This is a genomic window from Algisphaera agarilytica (assembly GCF_014207595.1).
Taxonomy (GTDB): Bacteria; Planctomycetota; Phycisphaerae; order Phycisphaerales; family Phycisphaeraceae; genus Algisphaera; species Algisphaera agarilytica.
In genome coordinates this window covers 2,449,417-2,475,894 of sequence record NZ_JACHGY010000001.1, presented here as the reverse complement: position 1 = coordinate 2,475,894, position 26,478 = coordinate 2,449,417, and the positions used below count along the sequence as shown (strand labels likewise).

General features: G+C 63.8%; 23 protein-coding genes and 2 pseudogenes. 19 read left to right on the top strand and 6 right to left on the bottom strand.

The annotated features are described in order from the left end of the window. Positions 1–151 precede the first annotated feature (151 nt). Complete coding sequence (locus tag HNQ40_RS10700; RefSeq protein ID WP_184677824.1) at positions 152–769, top strand: TetR/AcrR family transcriptional regulator; 618 nt, start codon at positions 152–154, stop codon at positions 767–769. A gap of 124 nt (positions 770–893) precedes the next feature. Here HNQ40_RS10700 and HNQ40_RS10695 read toward each other — a convergent pair whose 3' ends face one another. Continuing rightward, the gene (locus tag HNQ40_RS10695; RefSeq protein ID WP_184677823.1) at positions 894–1,385 is read right to left on the bottom strand and encodes a hypothetical protein; all 492 of its coding nucleotides are present in this window, start codon (positions 1,383–1,385) and stop codon (positions 894–896) included. A 251-nt stretch (positions 1,386–1,636) separates the two neighbouring features. Beyond that, positions 1,637–2,281: a MerC domain-containing protein gene (locus HNQ40_RS10690; RefSeq protein WP_184677822.1), complete on the bottom strand. Its 645-nt coding sequence runs from the start codon at positions 2,279–2,281 to the stop codon at positions 1,637–1,639. Between the two features lie 225 nt (positions 2,282–2,506). On the opposite strand from HNQ40_RS10690, the gene HNQ40_RS10685 reads away from it, so the two are divergent. From HNQ40_RS10685 to HNQ40_RS10665, 6 genes and pseudogenes are all read left to right on the top strand, one after another. Next, the gene (locus HNQ40_RS10685; RefSeq protein WP_184677821.1) at positions 2,507–3,016 is read left to right on the top strand and encodes an RNA polymerase sigma factor; all 510 of its coding nucleotides are present in this window, start codon (positions 2,507–2,509) and stop codon (positions 3,014–3,016) included. Next, a complete protein-coding gene (locus HNQ40_RS10680; RefSeq protein ID WP_184677820.1) occupies positions 3,013–3,615 on the top strand; it encodes a hypothetical protein in 603 nt (200 codons plus the stop codon). The genes HNQ40_RS10685 and HNQ40_RS10680 overlap by 4 nt, the downstream gene beginning before the upstream one ends. 119 nt (positions 3,616–3,734) lie before the next feature. After that, entirely contained in the window at positions 3,735–4,847 is a 1,113-nt protein-coding gene (locus tag HNQ40_RS10675; RefSeq protein ID WP_184677819.1) for a linear amide C-N hydrolase, read from the top strand. 206 nt (positions 4,848–5,053) lie between these two features. Further along, a pseudogene (locus tag HNQ40_RS18730) lies at positions 5,054–5,200 on the top strand (GntR family transcriptional regulator); the annotation flags it as partial. Between the two features lie 369 nt (positions 5,201–5,569). Then, a complete protein-coding gene (serC, locus tag HNQ40_RS10670; protein ID WP_246402835.1) occupies positions 5,570–6,700 on the top strand; it encodes a phosphoserine transaminase in 1,131 nt (376 codons plus the stop codon). Between the two features lie 305 nt (positions 6,701–7,005). Then, positions 7,006–7,824: a hypothetical protein gene (locus HNQ40_RS10665; RefSeq protein ID WP_184677817.1), complete on the top strand. Its 819-nt coding sequence runs from the start codon at positions 7,006–7,008 to the stop codon at positions 7,822–7,824. Positions 7,825–7,898: 74 nt separating this feature from the next. Here the strand turns inward: HNQ40_RS10665 and HNQ40_RS10660 are convergent, their stop codons facing one another. Further along, complete coding sequence (locus tag HNQ40_RS10660; RefSeq protein WP_184677816.1) at positions 7,899–9,779, bottom strand: ABC transporter ATP-binding protein; 1,881 nt, start codon at positions 9,777–9,779, stop codon at positions 7,899–7,901. A gap of 2 nt (positions 9,780–9,781) precedes the next feature. Further along, positions 9,782–11,797: an ABC transporter ATP-binding protein gene (locus tag HNQ40_RS10655; protein ID WP_315852774.1), complete on the bottom strand. Its 2,016-nt coding sequence runs from the start codon at positions 11,795–11,797 to the stop codon at positions 9,782–9,784. 179 nt (positions 11,798–11,976) lie between these two features. Between HNQ40_RS10655 and HNQ40_RS10650 the strand changes: the two genes are divergently transcribed. Next, positions 11,977–12,519, top strand: coding sequence for an LOG family protein (locus HNQ40_RS10650; protein ID WP_221435486.1), 543 nt, complete (start codon positions 11,977–11,979; stop codon positions 12,517–12,519). Between the two features lie 28 nt (positions 12,520–12,547). On the opposite strand, the gene HNQ40_RS10645 is transcribed toward HNQ40_RS10650, so the two are convergent. Beyond that, entirely contained in the window at positions 12,548–12,964 is a 417-nt protein-coding gene (locus HNQ40_RS10645) for a hypothetical protein (protein ID WP_184677815.1), read from the bottom strand. A 24-nt stretch (positions 12,965–12,988) separates the two neighbouring features. Further along, the gene (locus tag HNQ40_RS10640; RefSeq protein WP_184679234.1) at positions 12,989–14,794 is read right to left on the bottom strand and encodes a SulP family inorganic anion transporter; all 1,806 of its coding nucleotides are present in this window, start codon (positions 14,792–14,794) and stop codon (positions 12,989–12,991) included. A 396-nt stretch (positions 14,795–15,190) separates the two neighbouring features. Between HNQ40_RS10640 and panB the strand changes: the two genes are divergently transcribed. From panB to HNQ40_RS10590, 11 genes and pseudogenes are all read left to right on the top strand, one after another. Beyond that, positions 15,191–16,048, top strand: coding sequence for a 3-methyl-2-oxobutanoate hydroxymethyltransferase (gene panB / locus HNQ40_RS10635; protein ID WP_184677814.1), 858 nt, complete (start codon positions 15,191–15,193; stop codon positions 16,046–16,048). Between the two features lie 163 nt (positions 16,049–16,211). Beyond that, entirely contained in the window at positions 16,212–17,738 is a 1,527-nt protein-coding gene (locus tag HNQ40_RS10630; RefSeq protein WP_184677813.1) for a S1C family serine protease, read from the top strand. Between the two features lie 164 nt (positions 17,739–17,902). Next, positions 17,903–18,952: an ABC transporter ATP-binding protein gene (locus HNQ40_RS10625; protein ID WP_315852773.1), complete on the top strand. Its 1,050-nt coding sequence runs from the start codon at positions 17,903–17,905 to the stop codon at positions 18,950–18,952. 204 nt (positions 18,953–19,156) lie between these two features. Continuing rightward, positions 19,157–19,519 (top strand): 30S ribosomal protein S16, encoded by a 363-nt coding sequence (rpsP, locus tag HNQ40_RS10620; RefSeq protein ID WP_246402830.1) that lies wholly within the window; start codon positions 19,157–19,159, stop codon positions 19,517–19,519. Positions 19,520–19,541: 22 nt separating this feature from the next. Beyond that, complete coding sequence (locus tag HNQ40_RS10615) at positions 19,542–20,045, top strand: methyltransferase family protein (RefSeq protein WP_184677812.1); 504 nt, start codon at positions 19,542–19,544, stop codon at positions 20,043–20,045. A 188-nt stretch (positions 20,046–20,233) separates the two neighbouring features. Then, positions 20,234–20,983, top strand: a pseudogene (trmD, locus tag HNQ40_RS18725) (tRNA (guanosine(37)-N1)-methyltransferase TrmD); the annotation flags it as partial. Then, positions 20,978–21,538, top strand: coding sequence for a GNAT family N-acetyltransferase (locus HNQ40_RS18720; RefSeq protein WP_390675690.1), 561 nt, complete (start codon positions 20,978–20,980; stop codon positions 21,536–21,538). The pseudogene trmD and the gene HNQ40_RS18720, both read left to right, overlap by 6 nt. 120 nt (positions 21,539–21,658) lie before the next feature. Beyond that, positions 21,659–22,117: a 50S ribosomal protein L19 gene (gene rplS / locus HNQ40_RS10605; protein WP_184677810.1), complete on the top strand. Its 459-nt coding sequence runs from the start codon at positions 21,659–21,661 to the stop codon at positions 22,115–22,117. 194 nt (positions 22,118–22,311) lie between these two features. Continuing rightward, positions 22,312–23,886, top strand: coding sequence for a lysine--tRNA ligase (lysS, locus tag HNQ40_RS10600; RefSeq protein WP_184677809.1), 1,575 nt, complete (start codon positions 22,312–22,314; stop codon positions 23,884–23,886). Positions 23,887–24,041: 155 nt separating this feature from the next. Next, a complete protein-coding gene (locus tag HNQ40_RS10595; protein ID WP_184677808.1) occupies positions 24,042–25,712 on the top strand; it encodes an ABC transporter permease in 1,671 nt (556 codons plus the stop codon). Beyond that, positions 25,705–26,400 carry an ABC transporter ATP-binding protein gene (locus HNQ40_RS10590; RefSeq protein WP_184677807.1) on the top strand — a complete coding sequence of 232 codons (696 nt, stop codon included), beginning with the start codon at positions 25,705–25,707 and terminating at the stop codon, positions 26,398–26,400. The genes HNQ40_RS10595 and HNQ40_RS10590 overlap by 8 nt, the downstream gene beginning before the upstream one ends. The last annotated feature ends 78 nt before the right edge of the window (positions 26,401–26,478 follow it).

The following is a 26,478-nucleotide window of genomic DNA, read 5'->3' as shown; positions in this document are numbered from 1 at the left end:
GGGCTCCTCGTAGGGAAATTATTTCGGGATCGGGAATAAAGTAAGCGTTTACTTACGTTATTATGTAAGTATCCACTTACGTCTACGCGGTGTCAAGCGTTCGCGTTACGATTTACGTAAGTTTTTCCGCCCACCACCTCCCGGAAACCCCATGGCCCGCCCCAACCGCAGCGACCAGCGCAAGACCGAACTCACCCCCGTGCTCGCTAAAGCCTTTGCCGACCTGGGCTACCGAAGCGCCACCACCGCCGCCCTCGCCGAGGCGTGCGGGCTGCGGGAGAACCAGCTCTACCGGCTCTGGCCGAGCAAAAAAGCGATGTTCCTAGCGACGCTGGACTACCTCTACGAGCTCGAGACCCGTTGGTGGGAAGAGCAGCTCGCCGCCGACCCCAAGCCCGACGCGGCCGACCCCGGCAAGACCGCCCGACGCATCCTCGACGAAGAGGGCAAGAGCCGCGGCGAGACCGGCCTGCACCGCATCATCTTCGCCGGCCTCTCCGAATCCGACGACCCCGAGATCTCCGCCGCCCTCACCGCGATGTACCAACGCTTCCACAAGTTCATCGCCGACGTGCTCAAACGCTACGCCAAGGCCCGCGACACCCCCCTGCCCGACCACGCCGCCCAGCCCAACCTCGCCGCGTGGTCGCTCATCGCCTTGGCGACGTTCTCCAACATCGCGCGCGAGTTCGACCTCTTCCCCATCGCCACCCAACGCAAACTCATGGCCGAAGTTGGCAGCCAAATTGCCGGCCTGAATCCCTCATGAACTACCCGCCTTGCCTCTTCTCACCACCCTATCAATCATCTTGTTGCTAAAAGACAAATCAGGCCCACAAGTGTTTTGAACACCGCAAAAAGTCATAGGCCCAAGCCAGTAACCCCGCCGTCAACTAATGCCCAACCACCAAGGGGCTTTCGAGCCTTGTGAAGTGTTTCTTTAAATTCAAATCTATAGTACGCACCACACTTCTCGTTTTCGGCGATCCAAAATCATTTAGCAAGCGCGACTCGATTGCGATCGTATAAAGCAAGCAATCTCGCTCCGTGCTTATTGGATAAGTCGATGTACGAACTTCATATCGACTAAATCCCCCGTACTGATCAACCAGCCATGTTTCAAAAGATTTCTGCTGTTTTACGGCCTTCTCGTCGTCCGACGCAGGCTTGTCGAAACGCACAAATATTGCTGCCCCCAGATCTATTTCAACACTCGAACTATAGCTCCCGCTGTTCCGACCGGTGATTGAATTAACGGATGGCATTTCCTGACCCGCCCATGCCGCCAGGGCAAGTGCCGTTGCGTATATACCACCTTGTTTACTTTTTTTAAATATTTTTGCGAGCTTCCCGAGATCAGAAGGCTCTTCATCAACACTAGGCATAATTACCCCCGAATTGAACAGGTATCTTTTTTCAAGCAGACCAGCTAAATCTTAAGAACTTTATCCGAAGTTTCAACAACAAGATTCAATCATAATCCGAGATCGCAGGCGGCCTCCTAAAACTCTCAATTTTTTATCTCATAATTAGGTAGAAAAATCATCCACCGAGTTTGGAGGCGCAGCATGACCAAGTTAAATCTCCAGAAAGACTCATACATTTACCCGCTCGATGTCAGCGTCGCAGGCATCGTCTACGCGTCGACACACCCGCAGCCGTCCGCCGAGGCCTGAGCCGAGCGACGCAGGCACAGGCAGCCGTGCAGGTTGACCCCGTGGGCCAGCACCAGGAACACACTGCCCAAGAAAGTCGCGACGCTGCCGGGCGGGAAGTTGAAGCTCGCCTTCCCCGTCTCGGCATCCACCGCCAACGACGGGCAGCAGGTGTCGCTGCACTCTTCATCCGCCGCATCGGCCGAAGCGTCGCCAGCCAGCACGAGCAACTCGTCAAGCCCGGGGTCCACCGCCTGCGCCTCAGCCGAAGACAGCCCGAACGACAGCCCGCTCGCCCCCTCAACGTGAGGCAAGACCAGCCCCGCCACGATGAACACGCACCCCAACACGAGCGCCACCACCGCGATCCGCCGACGGTGCTTGCGGTACCCCCGCATCACCACAAAACCCGCCAAAGGCAGCACCAACGCCGCCAACGCCCAGTGCGCCGCCGGGTGCGACCACCACGCCCCCAGCACCGGCAAAAACAGCAGCAACAACGGCGCCGCCAGGCAATGCACCACGCACGCCACCGATGCGAAGATCCCCAGCCTATCCCACCACAACTCACGCCCCCCCTCCGAGAGGGGAGCCGACGCGGACATTGCTGGTTTGCAAACATTCATAGTCTGATCACTCAAGGCGGGTACGGAGCAAGCCCAACCGCAAATGATATCGGCTTATCACGAACGATCAAACTACCCAACTGCGTTTCGCAAACAAGCGTTTTGCGACAGACCTGCAAAGATGCGGGCGATTCGGTCACTAGTGAGGGCAAGGGTGCGGTGACGTTCACCGCATCCGCCTAAATCCCCCAGGCCGTCGCGGCCTTCATCCACACAGGGACCTGAATGACACCCCGTGAGCAAAAGGCGCAGGCCCAGACATTCGATCGCTGGCTCGCCGAGCACCGCGGCATCCTGTTCAAGGTCGTGCGGGCCTACGCCTTCACGATCCACGACCAGGACGACCTGTATCAGGAAATCTGCGCCCAGCTCTGGCGGTCGGTGCCCAAGTTTCAACACGCCTCGTCGGAAACAACGTGGATCTACCGCGTCTCGCTCTACACCGCGATGCGTTGGTCTAAGACGCAGAAGAAACACCGCAGCCAACCGCTGGCCGGGCACGAGCCGGTGCTGACCCCGCTCGATCAGCCGGACGACCAGCGCTTGGCTTGGCTCTACCAGCAGATCGCCAAGCTCAACGAAGTCGACCGCTCGGTCACCCTCATGATGTTCGATGGCATCCCCTACGCCGAGATCGCCGAGGCCCTGGGCATTTCCGAAAGCAACGTCGGCGTCAAGGTCCACCGCATCAAGCAACGCCTCACCCGCGCCGCCGAAGAAGGAGGTATCTCATGAATTTCGATGACTTGCAGATCGCTTGGAACACGCAGGCCGATCGCCCTGTGTTTGCCGTGGACGAATCGTCGCTGCGCCAGAAGGTGAAATCGCGCGGCCGACAATCCGCCAAAGAAATGAACATCGTCGACACGGGCTGGAGCGTCACCCTGCTGTTCCTCGCCGCGGCCAACGTCGCCGAGCCCATCTTCGAGGGCCACGACTTCCATCAGATCCCGGGGTCGGTCCTCTATCTCCTGGGCGCGGGCTACTTCTTGTTTTCGATCGACCAGCGTCGCCGAGACGAGGTGCGTCGGGGCAACACGCTCCTGGAAGACCTCGACCTGGCAATCGCCCAGCTAGGCCGACAGATCCACCACTTCACCTACGGCGTGTTCTGGCTGATCGTCCCCATGGCCCTCGCCATGACCATCGGCTTCGCCTACACCCACCACGGCAAACCCGCCTGGATCTGGCCCCTCTGCCTCTTCGCCCTCACCGCGATGTGGATGAGCACCCACTGGCCGACACGCAAACGCCTCCTGCCCCAACGCCAGGAACTCCAAGCGTTCCGCGAACGGCTGCTGCGGGAAGGGGGCTCGGTGGATCAGGAGGCGTAGAACAGGGAAACAAGCACCATTACCCTCTTCTTCTCAAGAAAAAGATTGTTTGAACTAAACCAAGTGAGATAATCTGGCAAAGAAATCACTTCCATCAAGCCAATTCCTAGGAGCATCCCATGGGTACGAAACGAATTCTCCTGACCCTCGCCGCCATGATGCTTATCCCGCTGGGTTTCCGGCCGGCCGAAGCCTGCACGGGCATCATGCTCGTCGGTGAAGACGGCACGATTGTTCGGGCCCGCACCGTGGAGTGGGGGCCGTTCGATCTGCAGCCCACCCTGGATGTGGTGCCACGCGGGTACGAGTACGACGCCGGGGAAATGCCCGACGGCAAGAACGGTATGAAATGGAAGGGCAAATACGGCGTCGTCGGGACCGCCATGCTCGGGCACGCCACGCCGGGCGACGGCATGAATGAGGTGGGGCTGACCGCCGGGCTGTTCTACCTGCCGGGCTTCACCACTTACGAAGAATACAAGCCCGAAGACGCGGACCGCTCCATCGCGGGGATCCACCTCGCGGGCTATGTGCTGTCGATGTTCGAGACGGTTGATGAGGTCCGCGAGGGGCTCAAGGATGTCCGCGTGGTCGCGGTCGATGATCCGAAGCTGGGCTTTCCCTTCCCGCTGCACATGCTGGTTGCCGACGCCCGGGGCGGGCGTATCGTCGTCGAATACATCGACGGGAAAGCCACCGTCTTCGAGGCGGACCTGGGCACCATCACCAACTCGCCGACCTACGACTGGCACATGACCAACCTGAACAACTACATCAACCTCTCGGCGATCTCCATCCCCGAGCGCGAAGTGGGCGGCGTCACGTTCGGACCCCTGGGTGCCGGCAGCGGGATGATCGGCCTGCCCGGTGACTTCACGCCGCCGTCACGCTTCGTCCGCGCGGTCGCCTTCTCCCAATCCGCCCGCCCCACCGTGGGCGACTACGACACCGTGCGTGAAGCCTTCCGCATCCTCGACAATTTCAACATCCCGCTCGGCGCTGCCGAGGGCGACGATGACGACGTGGAAGCACCGGACCTGCTCTACAGCGCCACGCAGTGGACCACCGCCGCCGACATCAAGAACATGAAGTTCTACTACCACACCCAATTCGACCGGGCGGTGCATATGGCCGATCTGAATCAGATCGACTTCGACACGCTGGATGAAATCTCACGTACGCCCATGAACGAGCCGGTCGATGAGATCATTGATGTCACGCCTAAGAAGTAGGCGCATTGGAGAGAGAAAAGGCAGAGAAAAGGGGATAGGAGAGAAAAGGGGATAAGTACATTTAATCAGATCGCCTCGGCCCCGGACGCACTGTCACAAGGCTGGGAAATCAGGGCTTGAATAAATCCAAACAAAAACCTATCATATAGGCGTGATCGAACAGAAAACGATTCCGGTGCTGGGGGTTCGAGACGCGGGGGGGGCGGGTGTTGCGGTGGGTGCGGGAGCAGGTGGAGAGCGGGGTGTTTCGGCCGGGAGATGAGCTGCCGGGGGAACGGCGGGTGGCGGCCCAGGTCGGAGTGTCGCGGGAAACCGTGCGGGCGGCGTGGGGGCAACTCGAGCGGGCGGGGCTGATCGAGGTCAGCCGGTCGGGGAGGAAACGGCGGATCGCCCCGATGCCGAAAACATCGCCAGCGGCGGGGGTTAACGGGCAGGCTCCGACCCGCATTCGTCGCGCTAGGCCCGACTCGGGGACAAAAGCGGTCGGCCACACTGGTCTGGAACCAGACCAGTCCACCAAAATCAGACCAGAACCGGACCAGTCCGGCGGATCGGGGCGGCGCAAACGTCGTCGGCGGGGACGGAACAAACGGAAAGGCTCGGCCGACCCACGGGGAGGGGCGGGGGTGGTATCGTGTGCGGCTCCTCAGGGATTGGTGCCCGCCGCGACGATCGCGGGGCCGGGCGTCTCCCCGCTGTTCCCCCTACCCCCCTTGCCCGCCATGACCACCGAAACGACCGCCGTCCACCGCATCTACAACTTCTCCGCCGGCCCGTGCACGCTTCCGCTGGAAGTGATGCAGCAGGCCCAGGCAGACTTGGTGGACTTTGGCTCGGCTTCCGGGGGCAAAGGCCTGGGTATGGGCGTGATGGAGATGAGTCACCGCAGCAAGCCCGTCGTCGCGGTGCACGAAGCGGCGTTGGCGTCGCTGCGCGAAATCCTCGAGCTGCCCGACAACTACCAGGTGCTGTTCCTCGGCGGCGGGGCGACGTTCCAGTTTGGCATGATCCCCAGCAGCCTCGCGGCCAACGGGCAGCGGGTCGACTACACCCACTCCGGCGCGTGGGCCAAGAAAGCCATCGCCGACGCCAAGGCGGTCGGTGCGGACGTCAACCTCGTGTACGACGGCACCGACAACAGCTACACCACCCTGCCCGACCCGGCGACCGTCCAGTCCACCGAGGGCAGCCGATACCTCCACCTCACGACCAACGAGACCATCGGCGGCGTGCAGTGGAAGGCCATGCCGAGCTGCGACGCGCCGATCGTCGCGGACATGAGCAGCGACTTTTTGAGCAAGCCGTTCGATGTCTCGCCGTTCGGGCTGATCTACGCCGGGGCGCAGAAGAACATCGGCCCGGCGGGCGTGTGTGTCGTGATCATCCGCGACGACGTGCTCGAGCAGTGCAACGGCGAGCAGATCAACTACATGAATTATGCGAACCACGTGAAGGGTGGCTCGATGCTCAACACCCCGCCGGTGTTCCAGATCTACATGGTGGGTCTGGTGCTGGAGTGGCTGAAGGGCAAGGGCGGCCTGGCGTGGGCTTCGGAGATGGCCGAGAAGCGCAGCGGGTTGCTGTACGACGCGATCGCCGAGGCGGGCGGCGGCGGGTACTACAGCTGCCCGGTTGATGCGGCGTACCGGTCCACCATGAACGTCGTGTTCCGCCTGCCGAGTGAAGAGCTCGAGGCGAAGTTCATTGCTGAGGCCGCGGCCCAGGGGATGGACGGGCTCAAGGGCCACCGCAGCGTCGGCGGCTGCCGGGCGTCGATCTACAACGCGATGCCGTTGGAAGGTGCCCAGGCGCTGGCGGACTTCATGCGTGAGTTCGCGCAGAAGAACGGGTGAGCCGGCTCGGGCTGCCCACGGCTTCTGTGAGAAGGCACCCGCATGAGTAGGCACACGGCGATCTGCCTCGCCCGCTGAACGGCTGGAATCCTCCACAAACGGATTAACCCGCAAAGGCGAACAAGCTTGCGTGGTTTTCCGGGACATCACGGCTCAACCCCGGGGGGCATGCGCCCGATAAATCGGTGGAGTCTCGGCGTATGGCAAACTTTTCACGACAACCTCAGATCCCGCCCCACCAACCGGCCACCCCGTCGGAGGGCGCCCAGCGCCGCCCCGGCGCCCCCGCGGCGCAGAGGCAGCCGATGGCGCATTTTGCGATCGTCGGGCTGGATCACCAGACGGGTCAGAACGTGAGCACGGTCATCGAAGCCCGCAGCGAGGATGATGCGCAGGAAACCGCGCTGCGTATGGGCATCACCGTGCACGAGTTCAAGCCGTTGCACCCCCTCGCTGGCGCGGCGGCGGTGCAGATGGCCCGCAGCGATCCGCACGACCGATTCAATCAACACCCCGCTTACATCGACCCCGCCACCGGCCAGGCCCCCGAAACCGGGCACCCCACCGCCCCCACGCCCCCGCCGCCGCCCGGCCACGTCCCGCAACACCCGCTCACCGCGCACACCGCGCAGCCCGCGACCGCGCGTCAGCCCGAATCCAACACCTCCGTCGGCAGCATCGCGGTGCTGCTCATCCTCGGCGTGATCTGCGGGTTGGCCTACCTCACCGTCATCCAAGGCGGCGGCGCTCAACAAGTCATGGCGATGATCGCGCCCGCGCCGGTCGAAGTCGAAGCCGCCTTCGACGTCACCGAGCCGTTGGACGACTACCTGAATCAACTCGAAGGCATGGAAGACCTGGACATGATTCCCGTCCAGACCCTCGCCAAGAACGTAGACGAGCAAGCCCCCGCCGAGCCCACGAAGCTGCGTCTGGAAGCCACCATCCCACCCACCGCCAGCGGCAAGGCCCACGGCCTTCGCGGCTCGGCCGTCATCGGCGGCCAGATCGTCACCCCCGGCCAATCCGTCGCGGGCTATCGACTCATCCAGGTCCGCGACGGCATGGTGCTGCTGGAAAAAGACGGCAAGATCATGGCGCTGCGCATCGCGCCGAACTCCTGAACGCGGGGCACTTCGTGCCGCCCGCTAAACGGATCACTGGCCATACGACACACATCGTTGAGTGATTGGTTGGTTCACGACTCGGTCGCGTGGATGAATTGGCGGTAGAGGTTGGCGTAGATGCCATCCTCCGCCAGCAGTTTCGTGTGCGGGCCTTCCTCGACGATCTTGCCGTGGTCGAGCACCAGCACGGTGCTCGCGTGGCGGATGGTGCTCAGGCGGTGCGCGACGACGAAACTCGTCCGCCCCTGCAAGAGTACTTCGAGCGCCTTCTGGATCCGGGCTTCGGTCATCGTGTCCACACTCGACGTGGCTTCATCAAGAATCAGGATGCGCGGGTCGGCGAGCATAGCCCGGGCGAAGCACACAAGCTGGCGTTGACCCAACGAGAGGTTGCCGCCCTTTTCGCCGACTTCGGTGAGCAGGCCTTCGGGGAGCGCTTCAAATAAGTCCAAGCAATCCAACCGCCGCGCCGCGTCGATGACCTGCTCGTCGGTCGCGTCGGGTTTACCCATGCGGATGTTGTCCATCACGGTGCCAGTGAAGAGGAAGTTGGATTGCAGCACGATGCCGACCTGGGCCATCAGCGCGTCGGTCGATAGCTTGAACGCATCGATGCCGTCGATGAGCAGCTTGCCCTGCGTGGGCAGGTAGAACTTGCAGATGAGTTTGATGACCGTGGACTTGCCGCTGCCGGTGTGGCCGACGAGGGCGACGGTCTGTCCGGGCTCGGCGGTGAAGCTGATGCCGTGCAGCACCGGGTGGTCGGGGTCGTAACCGAAGCGCACGTCCTGGAACTCGACCCGGCCGGTGAGTTCTTCGGGCGACACCGCGTCGTCGGCCTCGAGTTTCTCTGGCTCGATGTCGAGCAAACCAAATACACGCTCGGCGCCCGCCATCGCGGTGAGCGCGGTGTTGAACTGCCGCGCCATCACGCGTATCGGGTTGAAGAATAGCGGGATCATGAACCAGAACACCACCAACGCCGCAAACGTTTTCTCCGGCGGCGGATCGCCAATCGTGAACCCGCCCTCCAACACCTGGTACCCCGCGAGCACCGTCAGCCCCGCGATAATGAACTGGGTCTTGAACTCCAGCAACGGGAGTTGCGTGCCCGCCAACCTAGCCTGGGCGAGGTTGTAGTTGGAGTGGTCTTTCACCAGCTCGCGGAACAGCTCGGCGTTGACCTCTTGTCGCACGAAACCCTGCGTGACCCGCACGCCGTTGACCGACTCGGCGATCGTCGCGGTCACCCGGCTAAAGCTCTCTTGGATCAGACGCGCCTGCTTCGTGAGCCGCTTCGTGAAGTAGCGGTTGAGCATGATGATGATCGGCGTCATCGCCAACACGAAGCCGAACAACGGCGGGTCGTACCACAGCATCACGCCCGCGGCGATCACCATGCCCCCGCCCTGCACCATGCCGATGAACAACACGTCCTGGATGCCCATGCGCATCGCCTCGGCGTCGGAGGTCATCCGGCTGATGATCCGGCCGAGCTTTGTGCGGTCGTAGAAACTCATCCCCATCTTCTGCAGGTGCGCGAAGATGTCGCGTCGCAGGTCCTGCACCACCGCCTCGCCGAGCTGCAGCGCGAGCTTCGAGCGGTAGTGGTGGGTAACTTCGGTAAACACCGCCAACGCCCCAAAGATCAGCGTGCCGCGCACAACGCCCGGCCAGTCGCGGTTGAAGATCGGCCCGTTGATCACGGTCGCGATCCACCACGCCATCAGCGGCATCTGCACCGCCCGCATGACCACGATCACCAAAAGTAGATTGCGCTTGAAAGCGTGCGGCCGGGCGTAGTTCCACAACCGCTTGATCAGTCGCCAATCGAGCGGCCGCTGCTTGGCTTCGCTTTCTCCCTTGCGGTTGACCGCGGTGATGCGCGTGGCGTGTTTGCGCGTCGCGGACTCGGGGGCGGCGTTGGTGTTGGGCGGGGTCGTCTCGGCCATGGTCAGTCGTCCCCTTCCGTCGGCATGCCCAGCAATCGGCGCGACTCTTCGTCGGCCGACTGGAGTTGCGCCGCCCGTTGGTAGTGGCCTTGGCCGTCCATCAGCTGTTCGTGCGAACCCATCTCCACCAGCCGGCCTTTTTCCAGCACCAGGATCCGATCCGCTCGTCGCAGCGTGCTGAGGCGGTGGGCCACGACAAACGTGGTCCGGCCCGCCATCGCCCGGGACATCGCGTCGAGGATTTCGTGTTCGGTCTCGGGGTCGATCGCTGCGGTCGGGTCGTCCATCAGCAGGATCGGCGGGTCGAGCAGGAGCGCCCGGGCGATCGCGATGCGTTGGCGTTGACCGCCTGAGAGGTTCTCGCCGCCTTCGGTGAGCAGCGTGTTGTAGCCGTCGGACAGGTCGTTGGTGATGAAGTCGTGCGCCGCGGCGATGGTGGCGGCCCGCTCGATCTGGTCGGGGGTCGCGTCGGGGTGGCCGAAGGCGATGTTCTCGGCGACGGTGTTGGAGAACAGGAAGCTCTCCTGGAACACCAGCCCGATGTTGCGGCGCACCGCGTCGAGATCGAAGTCGCGCAGGTCGATGCCGTCGAGCGTGACCCGCCCGGCCGTGGGGTCGTAGAACCGGGGGATGAGCGACAGCAGCGTGCTTTTGCCCGCGCCGGTCGCGCCGAGGATCGCGATAGTTTGTCCCGGCTCGGCGGTGAAGGTCACGTCCGACAGCGCATCCTGCCGATCGTTGGCACCGTAGCCGAACGACACGCTCTCGAAGGCGATGCGGCCCTTGGCCCGATCGAGCCTGCGGGGCACCTCGGAAGAGGCGATCTCCAACGGGGTGTCGAGCACCTCGAACACGCGCTGCGCCCCGGTGAGCGAGGCCTGCACCGCGTTGGCGATCTGCGCGATGTTGCCGATCTGTGCTGAGAACTGTTGGAGCAGGCCGGAGAAGACGACGAGCATGCCGAAGGTGAAGCTCGGGTCGTGGATGTAGACGTAGCCGCCGACCAAGAGCAGCAGCAGGATGTTGAGCTGGGACACGCCCACGATCAGCGGGATAAAGACCGAGACGCGGTTGAATATCCAGTTCTTCTGCTCGGCGACCGCGTCGCTGGCCTTGTTGAACTTCTTCTGCTCCAGGTCCTGGCGAGCGAAGCCCTTGACCACGTGCACGCCCTGGGTGTTTTCGGACAGCACCCGCACCGCGCCGTCGAACAGCCGACGGTTCTCCCGGTAGGCGGGCCGAACCACCTTGCTGAACCATCCGGTCAGCAGCCAGATCACCGGCGTCGTCGCGAGACACACCAGCGTCAGCTTCACGTGCAGGCTGAACATGAACGCCGCGAAGAACACCAGCGAGATCAGCAGCATCAACACCTGGATCAACACCTGGTCGACGAACATGCGCACCATCTGCACGTCGCCGGTGACGCGGTTGATGATCGAGCCGGACTCGTTCGCGTCGTAGAAGCGGAACGAGAGGCGTTGGAGCTTGTCGTACACCCGGCCGCGCAGATCCACGATGATGTCCTGCACCAACTCCGCCACGGTGACGACGCTCCAGCGGTCGAGCCCGAATCGCGCCGCACCGATCGCAACGATCAGGAGGCTGACCAGGCTGACGCGGTCGAGCGTGTCCCACGACTCGGGCGGCTGGATGCCGAACGGCCAGGGCGGGGCTTTCGCGCCGTTGGGGTTGGTCTCGGCGTCGAAGGGGTTGAAGCCGTGCCCGATGACGTCGATGCCCAGGCCCAGCAAGCCCAGGCCCGACAACGCCATGGCGAGCAGGACGAACTGCAGGATGATCGCTTTGATCGAGCCCGCGCGGTACTCCCACGCCAGGCCGAGCATGCGTTTGATGAGCTCGCCGTTGGACGGGCCGTCGGCGTTCTCCCCCATCGCGGCGTGGGGGTTTTTCGGATCGGGTGGCGGGGGTTGGGCTGGGGATTGATTGGTGTCGGCGCGGTTGGATGCGGTCGGCGAAGACGACGAAGCATGCGAAGAATCGAAACGGGCAGACACCAAAAACATTCCGGGGCGAGAAAAAACAGGGCTCGCCGGATCCCTTCAGACGTGAATCCCAACATAGCCCCTGAATCTCTGCCGACAACCCCCAAGTCCGCTAAACTTAGAATACTTATCGAAATTCCCCGCACCGTCCCGTGTCACCGCTAGGGTCAAGGCTAGCCTGGAGCACTGTGTTGCCGTTGAATATCTGCGTTTATTGCTCGTCCAGTACCCGCGTCGAACCCGCCTTTGGCGAGGTCGCTGATGAAGTGGGGATGCGGCTCGCCCAGGCCGGGCACACCCTGGTGTACGGCGGGGGCAGCACGGGGCTGATGGGCCGGGTCGCCCGCGGCGTCCACGCCCACGGCGGACACGTCATCGGCGTGATCCCCGAATCGATGAAGTCCGTCGAGATCGCCTACCTCGATTCCGACGAGCTCATCGAGACCAAGACGATGCGCGAGCGCAAGCACGAGATGGACGAGCGGGCCGACGCGTTCTTGATTCTGCCGGGCGGCTTCGGCACGCTCGAAGAGCTGTCCGAGGTCATCACCCACCGCTACCTCAAGTTCCACGACAAACCGATCGTGATCCTGAACCCCGACGGGTTCTACGACCACCTGCTGGGGCTGTTCGAGCACTTCATCGAGACGGGGATGGCGAAGGACGTGTACCGGGAGATGTATCGGGTCACCGACTCGGTGGAAGTAGCCTTAGACAGTTTGAGTCTGTGTTGAGTGATACACGGCAAACCTAGAGTTCAGATTACCCCTCATCTGATGGCTGAAGATTATGCTTCGATATCCACTCTGAAGCCTCAACTTCAAGTTGCTTTACAGTTTCCCAACCTAATTCAAGCAGCAAATCGCTTACTTGAGCCTCATTCCTAAAATCCCCAACAGGCCCGCTGTAATAAGGAGGAGTGTGATTCTCATCCCGCCATGCCATGCTATATCCCTGCAGATAGAAACTGATGTAATACCACCTATATGCCTCTTGCAAACAAGATTTCGAGCCTTCCCCATCGGAGGCTAACACTTCAGCCAAGGTTTCTGCTGCTTCGGCGTGACCCGTCGCAACAAGTTCTTCCAGTTGTTGCAATATGCTTGATTTCAGATCACTAGGTATCTGCCAATCAATCTCTTCCAACTTCTCGCATAACTCTTCGTACGAGTGTGCCATCTCTGTTCCCCGATTTGAAATGTATCACGCCAAACGATCTGTCATCACGTGATAGTGCGGGTCTTCGCTGATGTTTGGTTCGACGAGGTCGCCTGCTTTGCCCAGGAGTTTTTGGCATTCTTCGCTGAGGTGGGTGAGGTGGACGCGTTTGCCGAGGTTTGAGTATTTCTCGGTAATGGCGTTGATGGCCTCGAGGCCGGACTGGTCGTAGACGCGGGTGAAGTAGAAGTCGATGACGACGTCATCCGGGTCTTTGGCGGGGGTGAAGAGCTTTTTGAATTCTTCATCGGAGGCGAAGAAGAGCGGGCCGTGGAGCTGGTAGATCTTGCTGCCCTGCTCGTTGAGCTTGGTGTCGGCGATGATGTGGGTGGACTGTTTCCAGGCGTAGACGAGGGCGGCGAGGACGACGCCGAGGATGACCGCCGAGGCGAGGTCGTGCATGAAGACGGTGTAGGCGGCGACGAAGATCATGATGAGCACGTCGGACATGGGGACCTTGTGCCAGGTCTTGAGGGTGGTCCATTCGAAGGTGCCGACGACGACCATGAACATGACGCCGACGAGGGCGGCCATGGGGACCATCTCGATCCACGGGGCGAGCAGGAGGATGAACAGCAGCAGGCAGACCGCGGCGGTGATGCCGGAGAGTCGGCCCTTGCCGCCGGACTTCACGTTGATGAGCGACTGGCCGATCATGGCGCATCCGCCCATGCCGCCGAAGAGGCCCGAGAGGATGTTGGCCGTGCCCTGGCCGACGCACTCGCGGTTGCCCCGGCCGCGGGTCTCGGTGATCTCGTCGATCAGGGTCATGGTCATGAGCGATTCGATGAGGCCGACGCCCGCCAGCACGAGGGCGAACGGGAGGATGATCCAGAGGGTCGCGAGGTTCAGCGGCGGGAGGAGGCTGTTGCCGGTCTCGCTGTCTTTGTATTGATCGTCGAGGAAAAAGAGCTTGGGCAGGCCGCCGGACATGGTGACCTTTTCGGGGTCGACGGTGGCGAGCGCGGCGGCGACGGCTTCGTCCGAAAGAGAATCTGTAGCGTCTTTAATGGCCTTCTTGTCCATCTCGACGCTGGCGTTCTCCGCGGCCTCGGCGGACAAGAGCCCGGCCTCGACGAGCAGCGCGTTGGACTTCTCGGCGGTGTCTTTGATCTCGGCCTTGGCGGCGCTGGTCACGGCGGCGGCCTGCTTGCCGTCGGCGAGCATGTTCTGGACGGTGGGCACCATGACCTTGCCGTCGTCACCGGGGAACGCCGCGTTGATGCCCGCGGCGAGGAGGCTGACGGTGACGATCGCCGCGAGCGACGAGGGCACGGCTTTGGTCAGCTTGGGCAGGAAGTAGATGATCGCCATGGTCAGGGCGACGAGGCCGAGCATGAGCGCGAGGCGGGGCCCGTCGAGCAGCTGCATGACGCCGTCGGGGTTGATCTCTTTGAAGCTGCCGAACTGGGCCATGCCGATGACGATGGCCAGGCCGTTGACGAACCCGAGCATGACCGGGTGGGGCACCATGCGGATGAGTTTGCCCAGGCGGAGCAGGCCGATGGTGATCTGGATGAGTCCGCAGAGGATGACCGCGGGGAAGAGGTATTCCACGCCGTGGATCGCCACGAGCGCGACGACGACCACGGCCATCGCCCCGGTCGCCCCGGAGATCATGCCCGGCCGGCCGCCGAGGACCGCGGTGATCAGGCCCATGAAGAACGCCGAGTACAGCCCGATCATCGGGTCGACCCCGGCGACGAACGCGAAGGCCACGGCCTCGGGCACCAGCGCCAGCGCGACGGTCAGGCCCGACAAGAGGTCGGCCTTGGGCGACTGGGGCAGCATGGAACGCAGGCCGAAACGCAGCGTCGGCTGTTGGGGGCTGGGGGCCGATGCGGATGGTGAAGCAGCGTTCGCTTCCGGGGGAGCGGAGGTCATGGGTGTTCCGTGTGGGGGAGGTTCGCGGGTCGGGCGTTGGCTCAAGCAGGCCCGGGCCGGGATAGTCAGCGGACAAACGTATCCCCAAGGCCGGGCGGGGTCAATCGCAAGGGCGGGCCGGAGAGGGATGGGAAGTTCACAAAGAGTTGCTTGGCGTGTCACCCGTCGAGTGCCCTCACCCCAACCCTCTCCCGGCAGGAGAGGGGGCAAAGGCAAACCGCCTCCACTGCCCACTGACCACCGCCATCTCCCCACTGCCCACACCCCACTTCCTACTGCCCACCCCCCGGATACAATGTCCGCATGAGCCGCTTCACGCCCCCCACCGCGTCTGCTTCGCACCAGTCCGCCCCGCGTCCCGTCACCATGCGGGACCTGCGCCGTCGGGTGAAGGCCAAAGAAAAGTTCGCGATGCTGACCTGCTACGACGCGACCACGGCCAGGTGGCTGTACCGAGGCGGCGTGGATGTCATGCTCGTGGGCGACACCGCGGGCAGCATGGTGCTGGGCTTCGAGGACACGATCCACGCCCCGCTCCAGTTCATGCTCACGATCACCGCCGCGGTGAAGCGTGGCGCGCCCAACGCGTTTGTGATGGGCGATATGCCGTTCATGAGCTACCAGGCCGACGAGTGGGAAGCGGTGAAGAACGCCGGGCGGTTCATGACCGAGGGCATGGCCGACGCGGTGAAGGTCGAGGTGGACGAGCGTTTCGTCGGGCTGATCGAGAAGCTCGATCGGGCGTCGATCCCCGTGGTGGCCCACATCGGCTGGCGTCCGCAGCGGACCCCGACCACGGGCGTGCCCATCGTGGCCGGCCGAACCCAGGACAAGATCAAGAAGATGGTCAAGCTCGCCAAGAAGCTCGAGGACGCCGGGGCCGTGATGCTGCTGATCGAGCAGTCCACCGCCGAGGCCGCCCGGGCGGTGATCGACGCGGTGAACATCCCCGTCATCGGCTGCGGGGCCGGGCCCGACTGCCACGGCCATGTCGTCGTCCTCCACGACTGGCTGGGCATGACCGACTGGCAACCCAGCTTCGCCCCCCCCGCCGCCAACGGCGGCAAGGCCCTGCAAGACATGGGCGAGCGGTGGGTCGAGCTCGTGAAGAGCGGCAACTATCTGAAGGACGGCGGGCCGTACGAGATGAAGGAAGGATGATTGGATTTCGGAACGGGGGTTTCGGATTTCGGAGAAGACGCAAGCGACGGCGCGCTAGCTGCTATTGCCTTTTTCCGAAATCCCAAATCCGAAATTAGTTCTAGAACCCGCTTCGACCCTCAGCGTATAGTTGAAGGCACTTCCGCCACCCCGGAGCCCTGTTTTGCCCATCCGCTGGTACGGCCCATCCCTGATCCTGCTCGTCACCGTCGTCACGGTGATGCTCATGGGTCCCGGTATCGCCCGCTCCATCGCCTGGAACCACTCCGAAGCCAACATCCAACAGGTCCGGCAGGAGCTGCTCGAAAGCCCCAGCCTGATCACCCTGTCCGAATCGTTCAGCAAGGTCTCGACCGTCGTCGAACCCAGCGTCGTCCACGTCCAGACCTTCGCGCCCTCGGCCCGATCCGGCGGCGGGTTCTTCAGCCGATTCGACCCGCTCGACCCCTTGGGTAACGGCTCGGGGTGGGTCTACGCCCACACCGACCGCGACACCGGCGAAACCAAGAACTACATCCTGACCAACCACCACGTCGTCGCCTCGGCGACGCGCATCAGTGTCCGTTTCGCCGACGGCAGCGAACACACCGCCCGGCTGGTGAACTCCGATGAACTCACGGACGTGGCCGTGCTCGAAGTGCCGGATGAGTTCCTCCACCCCGCGGCGATCAGCCCCGAGCCGGTGAAGAAGGGTCAGATCGTGTTTGCCTTCGGCAGCCCGTTCCGCTTCGACTTCTCGGTGAGCCAGGGCATCGTCTCGGCGAGCGGCCGACAGCTCGACATCGGCAACTCCGGCAAGTACGAAGACTTCATACAGACCGACGCCGCGATCAACCCCGGCAACTCCGGCGGGCCACTCACCGACATCTACGGCCGGGTGGTCGGCATGAACACCGCCATCGCCTCCAGCCGGACCAACGCCAACGACCCCGGCGGGTTCATGGGCCTGGGCTTTGCCATCCCCGTGCAGATGGCCGTGGACGTGGCGACCCGCATCATCGAAGAAGGCGATGTGCGTCGCGGGTACCTCGGCGTCTTGATCCGCGACCTCGAGCCCGCTCTGGCTGAGTCGTTCGGCTACACCGGCAAGGGCGTGCTGATCGAACACCCCATCGGCGACGGGCCGGCCGACGAGGCGGGGCTTCTGCCCGGCGACATCATCACCCACATCCAGGACATGGCCGTGGGCGACGTGGACGACCTGCGTTACACCGTCGCGGGCTTCGCCCCGGGCGCTTCGATCAAGGTCACCACCGTCCGCGGCGGGCAAGAGATCAACGTCACCGTCACCCTGGACGACCTCGAGAACCAGGCCGTCGTCACCGACCTGCCCCGCCGCCTCCGCCACAGCCCGGCGATCACCGTGCAGGACGACCGGCTGCGTGAACTGGGCATCGGGCGCATCGCCGACTTCACCCTCGACGACGCCCGCGACAACAACCTCGAGCCGTTCGCCGGGGTGATCGTGGTCGATGCACGGATGGGCTCGATCGCCGCCCGGCAACGCGTCTTCCCCCAGTCGGTCATCACCCACGTCGGCGACGCCCCGGTCACCACCACCAGCGAACTGCTCGAAGCGATGGAGCTCTACCCCGAGTCGCTGCCGCTGCGTTTCACCGTGCTGTCGTGGGACGCGAACCTGGGCGAGATGATCAGCCGGTTCGCCCTGCTCGAAGTCGAGCCGGATTGATTGTTTCAACCCCTCCCCCGCCGGGGGAGGTGGCGGCGCAGCCCGTCGGAGGGGGAACTTGAGTTTGGGACAAGTTTCCGGGCGCATCACAACACCACCCGCCCTCCCCCAACCCTCTCCCGGCGGGAGAGGGAGTGAAGACATCTCCGGGCTTTAGTCTGAGTATGATGTACCCAAGCATGATCGCCCCCGATCCACCACTGCTGAGCGTCAAGAACCTCAAGACCTACTTCCCCGTGAAGCGTGGGCTACTCAAGTCCCACGTCGGGGATGTCCGCGCGGTGGACGACGTGTCGTTCGACATCGCCCCCAACGAAACGCTCGGCCTCGTCGGCGAGTCGGGCTGCGGCAAGTCGACCGTCGGCCGATCGATCCTGCGGTTGATCCCCACGACCTCGGGCAGCGTGCACTACAACGGCGAAGACGTGCTGGCCGCACCGTCGGGCCGGATGAAGCAGCTCCGCCGCGAGATGCAGATCATCTTCCAGGACCCCGTGGGCAGCCTGAACCCGCGGATGGCGGTGGGCAAGATCATCGGCGAACCCATGGCGGTGCACCGCGTCTGCCCCAAGGAAGAAATCCCCGACCGCGTCGCGGACCTGCTCGTGAAGGTCGGCCTCCGCAAAGACCACGCCGCCCGCTACCCCCACGAGTTCTCCGGCGGCCAACGCCAACGCATCGGCATCGCCCGAGCCCTGGCGCTCTCGCCGAAGTTCATCGTCTGCGACGAACCGGTGTCGGCCCTCGACGTGTCGGTGCAGTCGCAGGTGCTCAACCTGCTCAACGACCTGCAGGACGAGTTCGGCCTGTCGTACCTGTTCATCGCCCACAACCTCGCGGTGGTCGAACATTTCTGCGACCGCGTGGCGGTGATGTACCTGGGGCGGATCGTCGAGCTCGCCGACCGCGACACGCTGTACCGCAATCCGCTGCACCCGTACACCAAAGCGCTGCTCAGCGCGGCTCCGATGCCCGACCCCGACGCGGAGAAACGCCGGATCATGCTGCTGGGCGATGTGCCTTCGCCGATCCGGCTGTTCAAGGACGACGGCAAGGCGGACACGGGCATCACCCCCGAAGAGCAAGCCGAGCTCGACGCCGAGCGCCAGCCCGGCGTGGAATACATCACCCGCCACAGCCTGCTCCACCGCCCGGACCTGGTCCCCGTCGACGGCGAACCGGGCCACTTCGTGTCGCCGAGCGTTGACGCCTGAGTCTGCTGGGATGTTGCACCACACCGGGGTGGCCGGGGCAGAGCAAAGCGGTGCCCCGGAAGCGTGCGCATTGATCTCACCGTTGTCGGTCGTTCCGGGGCATCGAAGACTCTGCCCCGCCCACCCGAGGTTTTGCTCCTTTGGCCACCCCAGCTCCCGCCCTGTTGACCTGGCCAGCTTGGCAGGATCGCGGATCTCGTTATAATGCCCGGCTCGCCCCAGCGGATGTTCCGCCCCGGCACCCTGTTCACGGTCACGCCCCCAGCGGGCCCCCCGGAGATCTACACCATGGTTCGTCTTCGTCTCAAGCGCTTCGGCCGCACCCACAGCCCCTTCTACCGCCTCAACGCCATCGATCAACGCTCGCCCCGCGACGGCAAGCCGATCGAAGAGCTCGGCTTCTTCGACCCCTGCAACAAGGACGAGTCGAAGCAGGTCAACCTCAAGGAAGACCGCATCCGCTACTGGCTCGGCGTCGGCGCTCAGCCCTCGGAAACCGTCACCGACATCCTCGCCAAGGCCGGCATCCTCGACAAGAAGACCGGTAAAGCGACCGCTGCCGAGTAACTCGGCCTATGCTTGACTAGTTATGAGTCAGGCCCCCGCCAACCACCCAACGACCCTTCAACCCGCCCGCGGCAACACCGCGTGGCGGGCTTTCACTGCGCCGTTGTTCCTGACCCTCGCGTTCGTGGCGATCCACGTGTTGGACAAGCATTACCCCGGGGCGATCTGGTTCACCATGCCCTGGAAGATGCTGGGCTGGGGGCCGATCGTGCTGGGCTCGCTGCTGTGTGTGGCGGGAGCGGGCCACTTCGCCCAACGACGGACCACGATCATGCCCCGCCGGGAGAGCCGTGTGCTGGTGACCACCGGCGTGTTCGCGCTGACCCGCAACCCCATGTACCTGGGCATGGTGATCATCCTGGTGGGCGTCTGCCTGATCGGCGGCTCGGCCACGGTGTGGATCGTCCCGCCCGCGTTTGCCTGGGTGGTGGATCGAACCCTCATCCGCCTGGAAGAGCAGATGCTTACGCAGCGGTTCGGTGACGACTTTGCCGACTATCGCAGGCGGGTGCGTCGCTGGGTGTGATTACGTCATCGATTGTGTACCGGGTGGCCGGGGCAGAGTCTTCGATGCCCCGGAATCACTAACCACGGCGAGATTCATGCCCACGCTTCCGGGGCACCGCTCCGCTATGCCCCGGCCCCCCCAATGCAGCTATGCTTCGTTTCGCATCATGATGGGTAGGGCCCTGGGTTTAAACGTAGGATGTCGCCATGCGAATCGACGTGTTGACCTTGTTTCCCGAGATGTTTGCGGGTGTGCTCGAATCGAGCATCCTCAAGCGTGCGGCGATGGATGTGCCGGACCCGGCGGCGCCCGACGATCCGGCGCGGGTGCGCAAGGCGGTGGCGTCGTACCACGTGCACAACCTGCGGAACTGGTCCGGGGATGAGAAGCACGCGAAGGTGGACAGCCCCCCGTACGGGGGTGGGCCGGGGATGGTGATCCAGTGTCAGCCGGTGTGGGACGCGGTGGAAGCGATTACTGAGGAGCACGCGGCGAAGCCGCGTCGCATCTTGACGACCCCGAAGGGGCAGCGGCTGACGCAGACGTTGTGTGAAGAGCTCGCGCAGGAAGAACGGCTGATGGTGATCGCCGGGCACTACGAGGGGCTGGACCAGCGGGTGATCGATCGGCTGCGCGAAGATGAGGACGGTGGCGGGTTGTTGGAGATCAGCCTCGGCGACTACGTGCTCTCCGGCGGCGAGCTCCCGGCGATGACGATCATCGATTCGGTGGTTCGTCTGCTTCCGGGGGCGCTGGGCCACGCCGACTCGGCCCACGAGGACAGCTTTTCGGAGGGCGTCGATCGCCTGCTCGACCACCCGCCCTACACGCGGCCGCCGGAGTGGGAGGGACGTGACGTGCCGGAGGTGCTGCTGAGCGGGGATCACGCCAAGATCGCGGCGTGGCGGAAAGAGCGCTCCCGTGAATTGACCCGCCAGCGCCGCCCCGATCTGCTGGGCCTGGACGATGGCAGCGACGCAGCCGCGTCCCCCCGCACCGACCTCGTCACCCTCCGCGACGCGGACGAGGCCGACGCCAAGGACCTAATCGCGGTCCACGCCGCCGCCTTCCCGACCGACGCCGAGGCGAAGCTCGTCGCCGAGTTGCTTGATGGATACGACGTCTTGTTTTCCATCGCCGCCGAGTGCGACGGCCGGATCGTCGGCCACGCCCTGCTCACCGGCATGACCCACGAAGACGGCGGCAGCGTCCGCGGCCTGGTGGGCCTCGCGCCGATCGCGGTTCACCCCGACTTCCAGGGCCGAGGCATCGGCAAGGCCCTGGTCCGTGAGGCGATCCGGCAGTGCAAGGCCAACCGTGTGACCGCCCTGTTCGTCCTGGGCGAGCCGGGCTACTACGGGCCCATGGGATTCCAACCGGCTTCTGAACAAGGGCTTACCAGCGAATTCGACGCGGGCGATGCCTTCCAGGTGATCCAGTTTCGGCCCGACCGCCCCGCCCCGGCCGGCCGGGTGAGTTATGCCCCGGCGTTCAACAATCTGGCCCACTGACCGGGCTGGAACATCCCCCTCGACACCCGTTGCCCAAATTGCTACACTGTTCGGCTCGCCCAAGGGCGAACGGGCGATCGATGCCCACCCACCCAAAACCCCTGGCCCTGGAATTCAGCCATGAGCGACGCCATTATCGCCGCCGTCCAATCCAAGCAACTCAAGAACGACCTGCCCGTGGTCCACGTCGGCGACACCGTCGACGTCCACGTCCGCATCATCGAGGGCGCCAAGGAGCGTATCCAGGTGTTCCAAGGCGTCGTGATCAAGCAGCAAAACGGTGGTCTGGAAACCACGATCACCGTCCGCCGCATCGTCGCCAACGAAGGCGTCGAGCGGACCTTCCCGATCCACTCCCCCCGGATCGCGAAGATCGAAGTCGTGCGTCGTGGCGACGCCCGCCGGGCGAAGCTGTACTACCTGCGTGACCGCGTGGGCAAGAAGCGTCGCCTCCGCGACCGCCGCCGTGGCCTGGAGACCCTGGTCAAGCAGGAAGAAGCCGCCACCGCCTCGGCCAACGCCGCCGCGGAAGCCGCTGCTGCCGCCGAGTCCAAACAAGAAGAAACCGCCGAAGCGTAAACCCGCGGCCGGTTTCGCATGCGTCAAAAACAAGAACCTCGCCGCGTGATCGTGGCGAGGTTTTTTCTTTGGAACCGCAGATACACGCGGATGAACGCGGATTCGTTTTCAAAACATCAAGCTTTGATCATAGCTTTTCCATCAGCGTTCATCTGCGGTTCCAAACTCCTTAATCCTGATACGATCTGCAACCCATGAGCGACCCAAAGCCCGAAAAATCCGACAACCAGCTCCTCGGCGACCGCCGCAACAAGCTCAAGCGGCTCCGCGATGAATTCGGGCTGGACCCCTACGGCCAACGCACCGAGGGGCTGATCACCATCGCCGACGCCCGCAGCCGATACGACGCCGCGGCGGACGAGGCCTACAAAGACGCCGAGGACCCCGCCGCCGTGGAAGACACCCGGGCCGTGGTCGCGGTGGCCGGGCGGGTGGTGCAGCACCGCGTCATGGGCAACCTGATCTTCCTGTCGCTGCGTGACCACTCGGGCGACGTGCAGATCGCCGTCTCGAAGAAGACCGTCGGCCAACCCGACTTCGGCCTCGCCAAGATGACCGACTACGGCGACCTGGTCACCGCCCGCGGCGCGCTGGGCACCACCAAGACCGGCGAAGTCTCCGTCTGGGCGGGCGAAGGCTTCGACGTCACCCAAGACAGCCCCGCCTACCGCATCACCACCAAATCTCTCGCCCTGCCCCCCGGCAAGCACCACGGCCTGACCGACCCCGAGACCCGCTACCGCAAGCGCTACGTCGACCTCTACTCCAACCCCGAGGTCATGCAGACGATGCAGCTGCGCATCCGCATCATCGACGCCATCCGCGACTACCTGCGTGGCAAGGGCTACATGGAAGTCGAGACCCCGATGCTCCAGAGCATCCACGGCGGCGCCGCGGCCCGGCCGTTCCACACCCACCACAACGCGCTGGACATCCCGCTCACCCTCCGCATCGCGCCGGAGCTCTACCTCAAGCGGCTGCTCGTCGGCGGGCTGCCCAAGGTCTTCGAGATCAACCGCAACTTCCGCAACGAAGGCATCAGCCCCCGCCACAACCCCGAGTTCACCATGCTCGAGGCCTACGAGGCCTACGGCAACTGGGAGACCATGGCCGAGCTGGTCGAAGACATGACCTGCACCGTTGCAGAAAAAATCTTCGGCACGCTGAAGATCGAGCACAAGAACGCCGAGGGCGAAGTCACCAAAACGATCGACCTGTCGCGCCCGTGGCGCCGCGTGCCCATGGCCGAGCTCGTCGAAGAACGCACCGGCTGGAAGTTCACCAAGGAACCCGCCACGCCCGAGGAGATCGACCGCCTCCGCGAGCAGAACCCCGGCAAAGACCTGAAGTTCGACGGCACCCCGGCCGAGCAACTCACCGAGGTCTTCGAGAAGCTGATCGAGCACACGCTGATCGACCCGTGCTTTGTCACGCAGGTGCCGAGCGTGATTATCCCGCTGGCGAAGAAAAACGTGAACGACCCGTACTTCGCCGACGTCTACGAACTGGCGATCAACGGCGTCGAGATCAGCCCGGGCTACACCGAGCTCAACGACCCCGCAGTCCAGGAAGCGAACTTCCGCGAACAGGTCGGCGATGAAGACGAGAAGCAACAGATTGATGAGGACTTCCTCGAAGCCCTGCGCGTCGGCATGCCCCCCGCGGGCGGCCTGGGCCTGGGCATCGACCGGCTCGTGATGATGCTGACCGGAGCCGAGTCCATCCGCGACGTGATCCTGTTCCCGCTGATGAAGCCGCAAGGTGATTGAACCGCGAAGGCGCGAAGGACGCGAAGCTAAGGCAAATCATTATGTAGCTACCGGGGCTACTGCAATGAACGAACCCGTAAGTTCTGTCGTCTAGATGGGGAGGATTGACTAGCCTTCGCGCTCTTCGCGCCTTCGCGGTTAAACTTCCTACCTCCATGTACAAGCTCCTGCTCATCCTGAAGTACCTCCGCCGGAAGCTCGCGCCGCTGTTCGCGGCGGTGGCGGTGATGCTTTGCACGGCGATGGTGATCATCGTCATGAGCGTGATGGGCGGGTTCCTCGACCAGTTCCGTGAGTCGGCCCGCAACCTCACCGGCGACGTCATCGTCGAGGGCTCGCTGCAGGGCTTCGAGCAATACGAAGAACTGCTCGCAGCGATCCTCGAACTGCCCGAGATCCAGAACGGCACGCCGCTCATCGAGACCTACGGACTGATCAACTTCCGCGACAACGCCAAGCCCGTCCGCGTGCAGGGCGTGGACATGGCCAAGCTCGAAGAGATCGTCGGCTACAAACACACGCTGATGTGGACGCCCGACGAACTGCTCGAACTGCCCAAAGAAATCCTGGGTGAAGACAGCAAGCGTTACCAACAGATCAAAGAGCAGATCACCCGTGAGCACCCGATCGACCCGGGCCGAGACGAAGAAGGGCAACGCCAGGGCCTGCCTGAGGCGCTGATCGGCATCGAGGTGAACCCGTACCACTACCGCGACGAGCTGGGCAACTACAACATCGACAGCACCTGGGCGCGGGCGCCGATGGCGCTGACCGTGGTGCCGTTGACTTCGGGCGGCACGGCCTCGCTGGAGCAGGAACGGCGGGAGTTTGTCGTCGTCAACGAATTCAAGAGCGGGTTGTTTGATATCGACGGGCAGTACGTGTTCGTGCCGTTCGACACGCTGCAGAAGATGCTGGCGATGGACCAGCGCAAAGGGTTCGACACCGAGGGCTTCGACCCCGAGACCGGGCTGGGTGGCAAGGAGATCGTCATCCCCGGCCGGGCGAATCGGCTGGTGCTGAAGGTCGCCCCGGGCGTCGAGGTGCTCGATGCCCGCAACCGCGTGCAGAAGACGATCGCCGATTTCTACGATGCACAGGACAACCTGCTGCTGGCCCGCCCCCGGGCGCTGACCTGGGAAGATGTGCACGGGCAGATCATCGGGGCGGTCAAAAACGAAAAGAACCTGGTCAGCTTCCTCTTCGGGGTGATCAGCCTGGTCGCGATCTTCATGGTCGCCACCACGTTCTACACCCTGATCCAGGACAAGACCCGCGACATCGGCATCCTCCGGGCGATCGGCGCCACCCGCAAAGGCATCCTCGGGCTGTTCGTCGGCTACGGTCTGGCGATCGGGGTGATCGGCGCGGTCGGCGGCGCGGCGCTGGGCGTCGGCGTGGTCCGGGCGCTGAACCTCGTGCAACACTTCCTGGGCCATTACCTGGGCGTGACGTCGCTGCTGATCGGCAGCGCCGTCCTCGGCGCGGTGCTGGGCCTGATCCTGGCCATCCTCATCGGGTTCCGGCAGCGGCGGATGGTGTTCTGGATCAAACGCATCCCCGCCCTCGGTGCGCTGCTGCTGTTTCTCCCCAGCCTGGTGGTCGTGCTTTCGATGAGCCAGGTCTACGCGTGGCTGAACGAGAACATCCGCTTTGTGATGTGGGACCCCCAGACCTACTTCTTCGATCGGATCCCGGACCGGATCGACCCACTGGAGATCACGCTGGTCTCGGTGGGGATGATCGTGAGCTGTGTCATCGGGTCGTTGATCCCGGCCCTGATCGCGTCGTCACTCGAACCCGTGGAGACGCTGCGTTATGAGTGAAGCCATCCTCGAAACCCGCGGCCTGGGCAGAACCTTTACCGAAGGCGGGCGCGAGCTGCGCGTCCTTGACGGGGTGGACACGTCGATCGCGGTGGGCGAGAAGCTGGCCATCCTTGGCCGATCGGGTTCGGGCAAGTCGACCCTGCTGCACCTCATCGGCGGCCTCGACACCCCGACCGAGGGGCAGATCCTCTACCGCGGGACCAGCCTGCACGAACTGCCCGAAAAGGAAATCGACGCCTACCGCCGGACGCACGTCGGCCTGGTGTTTCAGTTTTATCACCTGCTGCCGGAGCTGAACGCGGTGGAGAACGTCCTGATCGGCGGGCTCATCGCGGAGGATGGCCGGACGAAGAGCGCGATCAAGCAGCGGGCCGAGTCGCTGCTGGAGCGAGTCGGGCTGAAGGACCGGATGAAACACCGCCCCGCGAAGCTGTCGGGCGGGGAGCGTCAGCGGGTGGCGATCGCCCGGGCGTTGATCAATGAGCCGGACGTGCTGCTGGCCGACGAACCGACGGGCAACCTCGACGCGGACACCGGCCGGTCGATCCTGGAACTGTTCCACGAGCTGCACGCCGAGGGCCAGACCATGGTCCTGGTCACCCACGACGACAAGGTGGCGGAGGCCGCCGACCGGGTGGTCACGCTGGTCAACGGGCGTTTGGCGGCGGACCTGCCCCCGGATTGAGGGGCTGGGCGGTTTGGGAAATATTTTTCCACCCCGCCGCAATAAATGTCTACACGGGACGTTGAACCTCAGTTAGAC

Coding starts and splice junctions, on each gene's coding strand:
- HNQ40_RS10700 (WP_184677824.1), top strand. CDS start 152: ATGGCCCGCCCCAACCGCAGCGACCAGCGCAAGACCGAACTCACCCCC.
- HNQ40_RS10695 (WP_184677823.1), bottom strand. CDS start 1,385: ATGCCTAGTGTTGATGAAGAGCCTTCTGATCTCGGGAAGCTCGCAAAA.
- HNQ40_RS10690 (WP_184677822.1), bottom strand. CDS start 2,281: ATGAATGTTTGCAAACCAGCAATGTCCGCGTCGGCTCCCCTCTCGGAG.
- HNQ40_RS10685 (WP_184677821.1), top strand. CDS start 2,507: ATGACACCCCGTGAGCAAAAGGCGCAGGCCCAGACATTCGATCGCTGG.
- HNQ40_RS10680 (WP_184677820.1), top strand. CDS start 3,013: ATGAATTTCGATGACTTGCAGATCGCTTGGAACACGCAGGCCGATCGC.
- HNQ40_RS10675 (WP_184677819.1), top strand. CDS start 3,735: ATGGGTACGAAACGAATTCTCCTGACCCTCGCCGCCATGATGCTTATC.
- serC (WP_246402835.1), top strand. CDS start 5,570: ATGACCACCGAAACGACCGCCGTCCACCGCATCTACAACTTCTCCGCC.
- HNQ40_RS10665 (WP_184677817.1), top strand. CDS start 7,006: ATGGCGCATTTTGCGATCGTCGGGCTGGATCACCAGACGGGTCAGAAC.
- HNQ40_RS10660 (WP_184677816.1), bottom strand. CDS start 9,779: ATGGCCGAGACGACCCCGCCCAACACCAACGCCGCCCCCGAGTCCGCG.
- HNQ40_RS10645 (WP_184677815.1), bottom strand. CDS start 12,964: ATGGCACACTCGTACGAAGAGTTATGCGAGAAGTTGGAAGAGATTGAT.
- HNQ40_RS10640 (WP_184679234.1), bottom strand. CDS start 14,794: ATGCTGCCCCAGTCGCCCAAGGCCGACCTCTTGTCGGGCCTGACCGTC.
- panB (WP_184677814.1), top strand. CDS start 15,191: ATGAGCCGCTTCACGCCCCCCACCGCGTCTGCTTCGCACCAGTCCGCC.
- HNQ40_RS10625 (WP_315852773.1), top strand. CDS start 17,903: ATGATGTACCCAAGCATGATCGCCCCCGATCCACCACTGCTGAGCGTC.
- rpsP (WP_246402830.1), top strand. CDS start 19,157: ATGCCCGGCTCGCCCCAGCGGATGTTCCGCCCCGGCACCCTGTTCACG.
- HNQ40_RS10615 (WP_184677812.1), top strand. CDS start 19,542: ATGAGTCAGGCCCCCGCCAACCACCCAACGACCCTTCAACCCGCCCGC.
- rplS (WP_184677810.1), top strand. CDS start 21,659: ATGAGCGACGCCATTATCGCCGCCGTCCAATCCAAGCAACTCAAGAAC.
- lysS (WP_184677809.1), top strand. CDS start 22,312: ATGAGCGACCCAAAGCCCGAAAAATCCGACAACCAGCTCCTCGGCGAC.
- HNQ40_RS10595 (WP_184677808.1), top strand. CDS start 24,042: ATGTACAAGCTCCTGCTCATCCTGAAGTACCTCCGCCGGAAGCTCGCG.
- HNQ40_RS10590 (WP_184677807.1), top strand. CDS start 25,705: ATGAGTGAAGCCATCCTCGAAACCCGCGGCCTGGGCAGAACCTTTACC.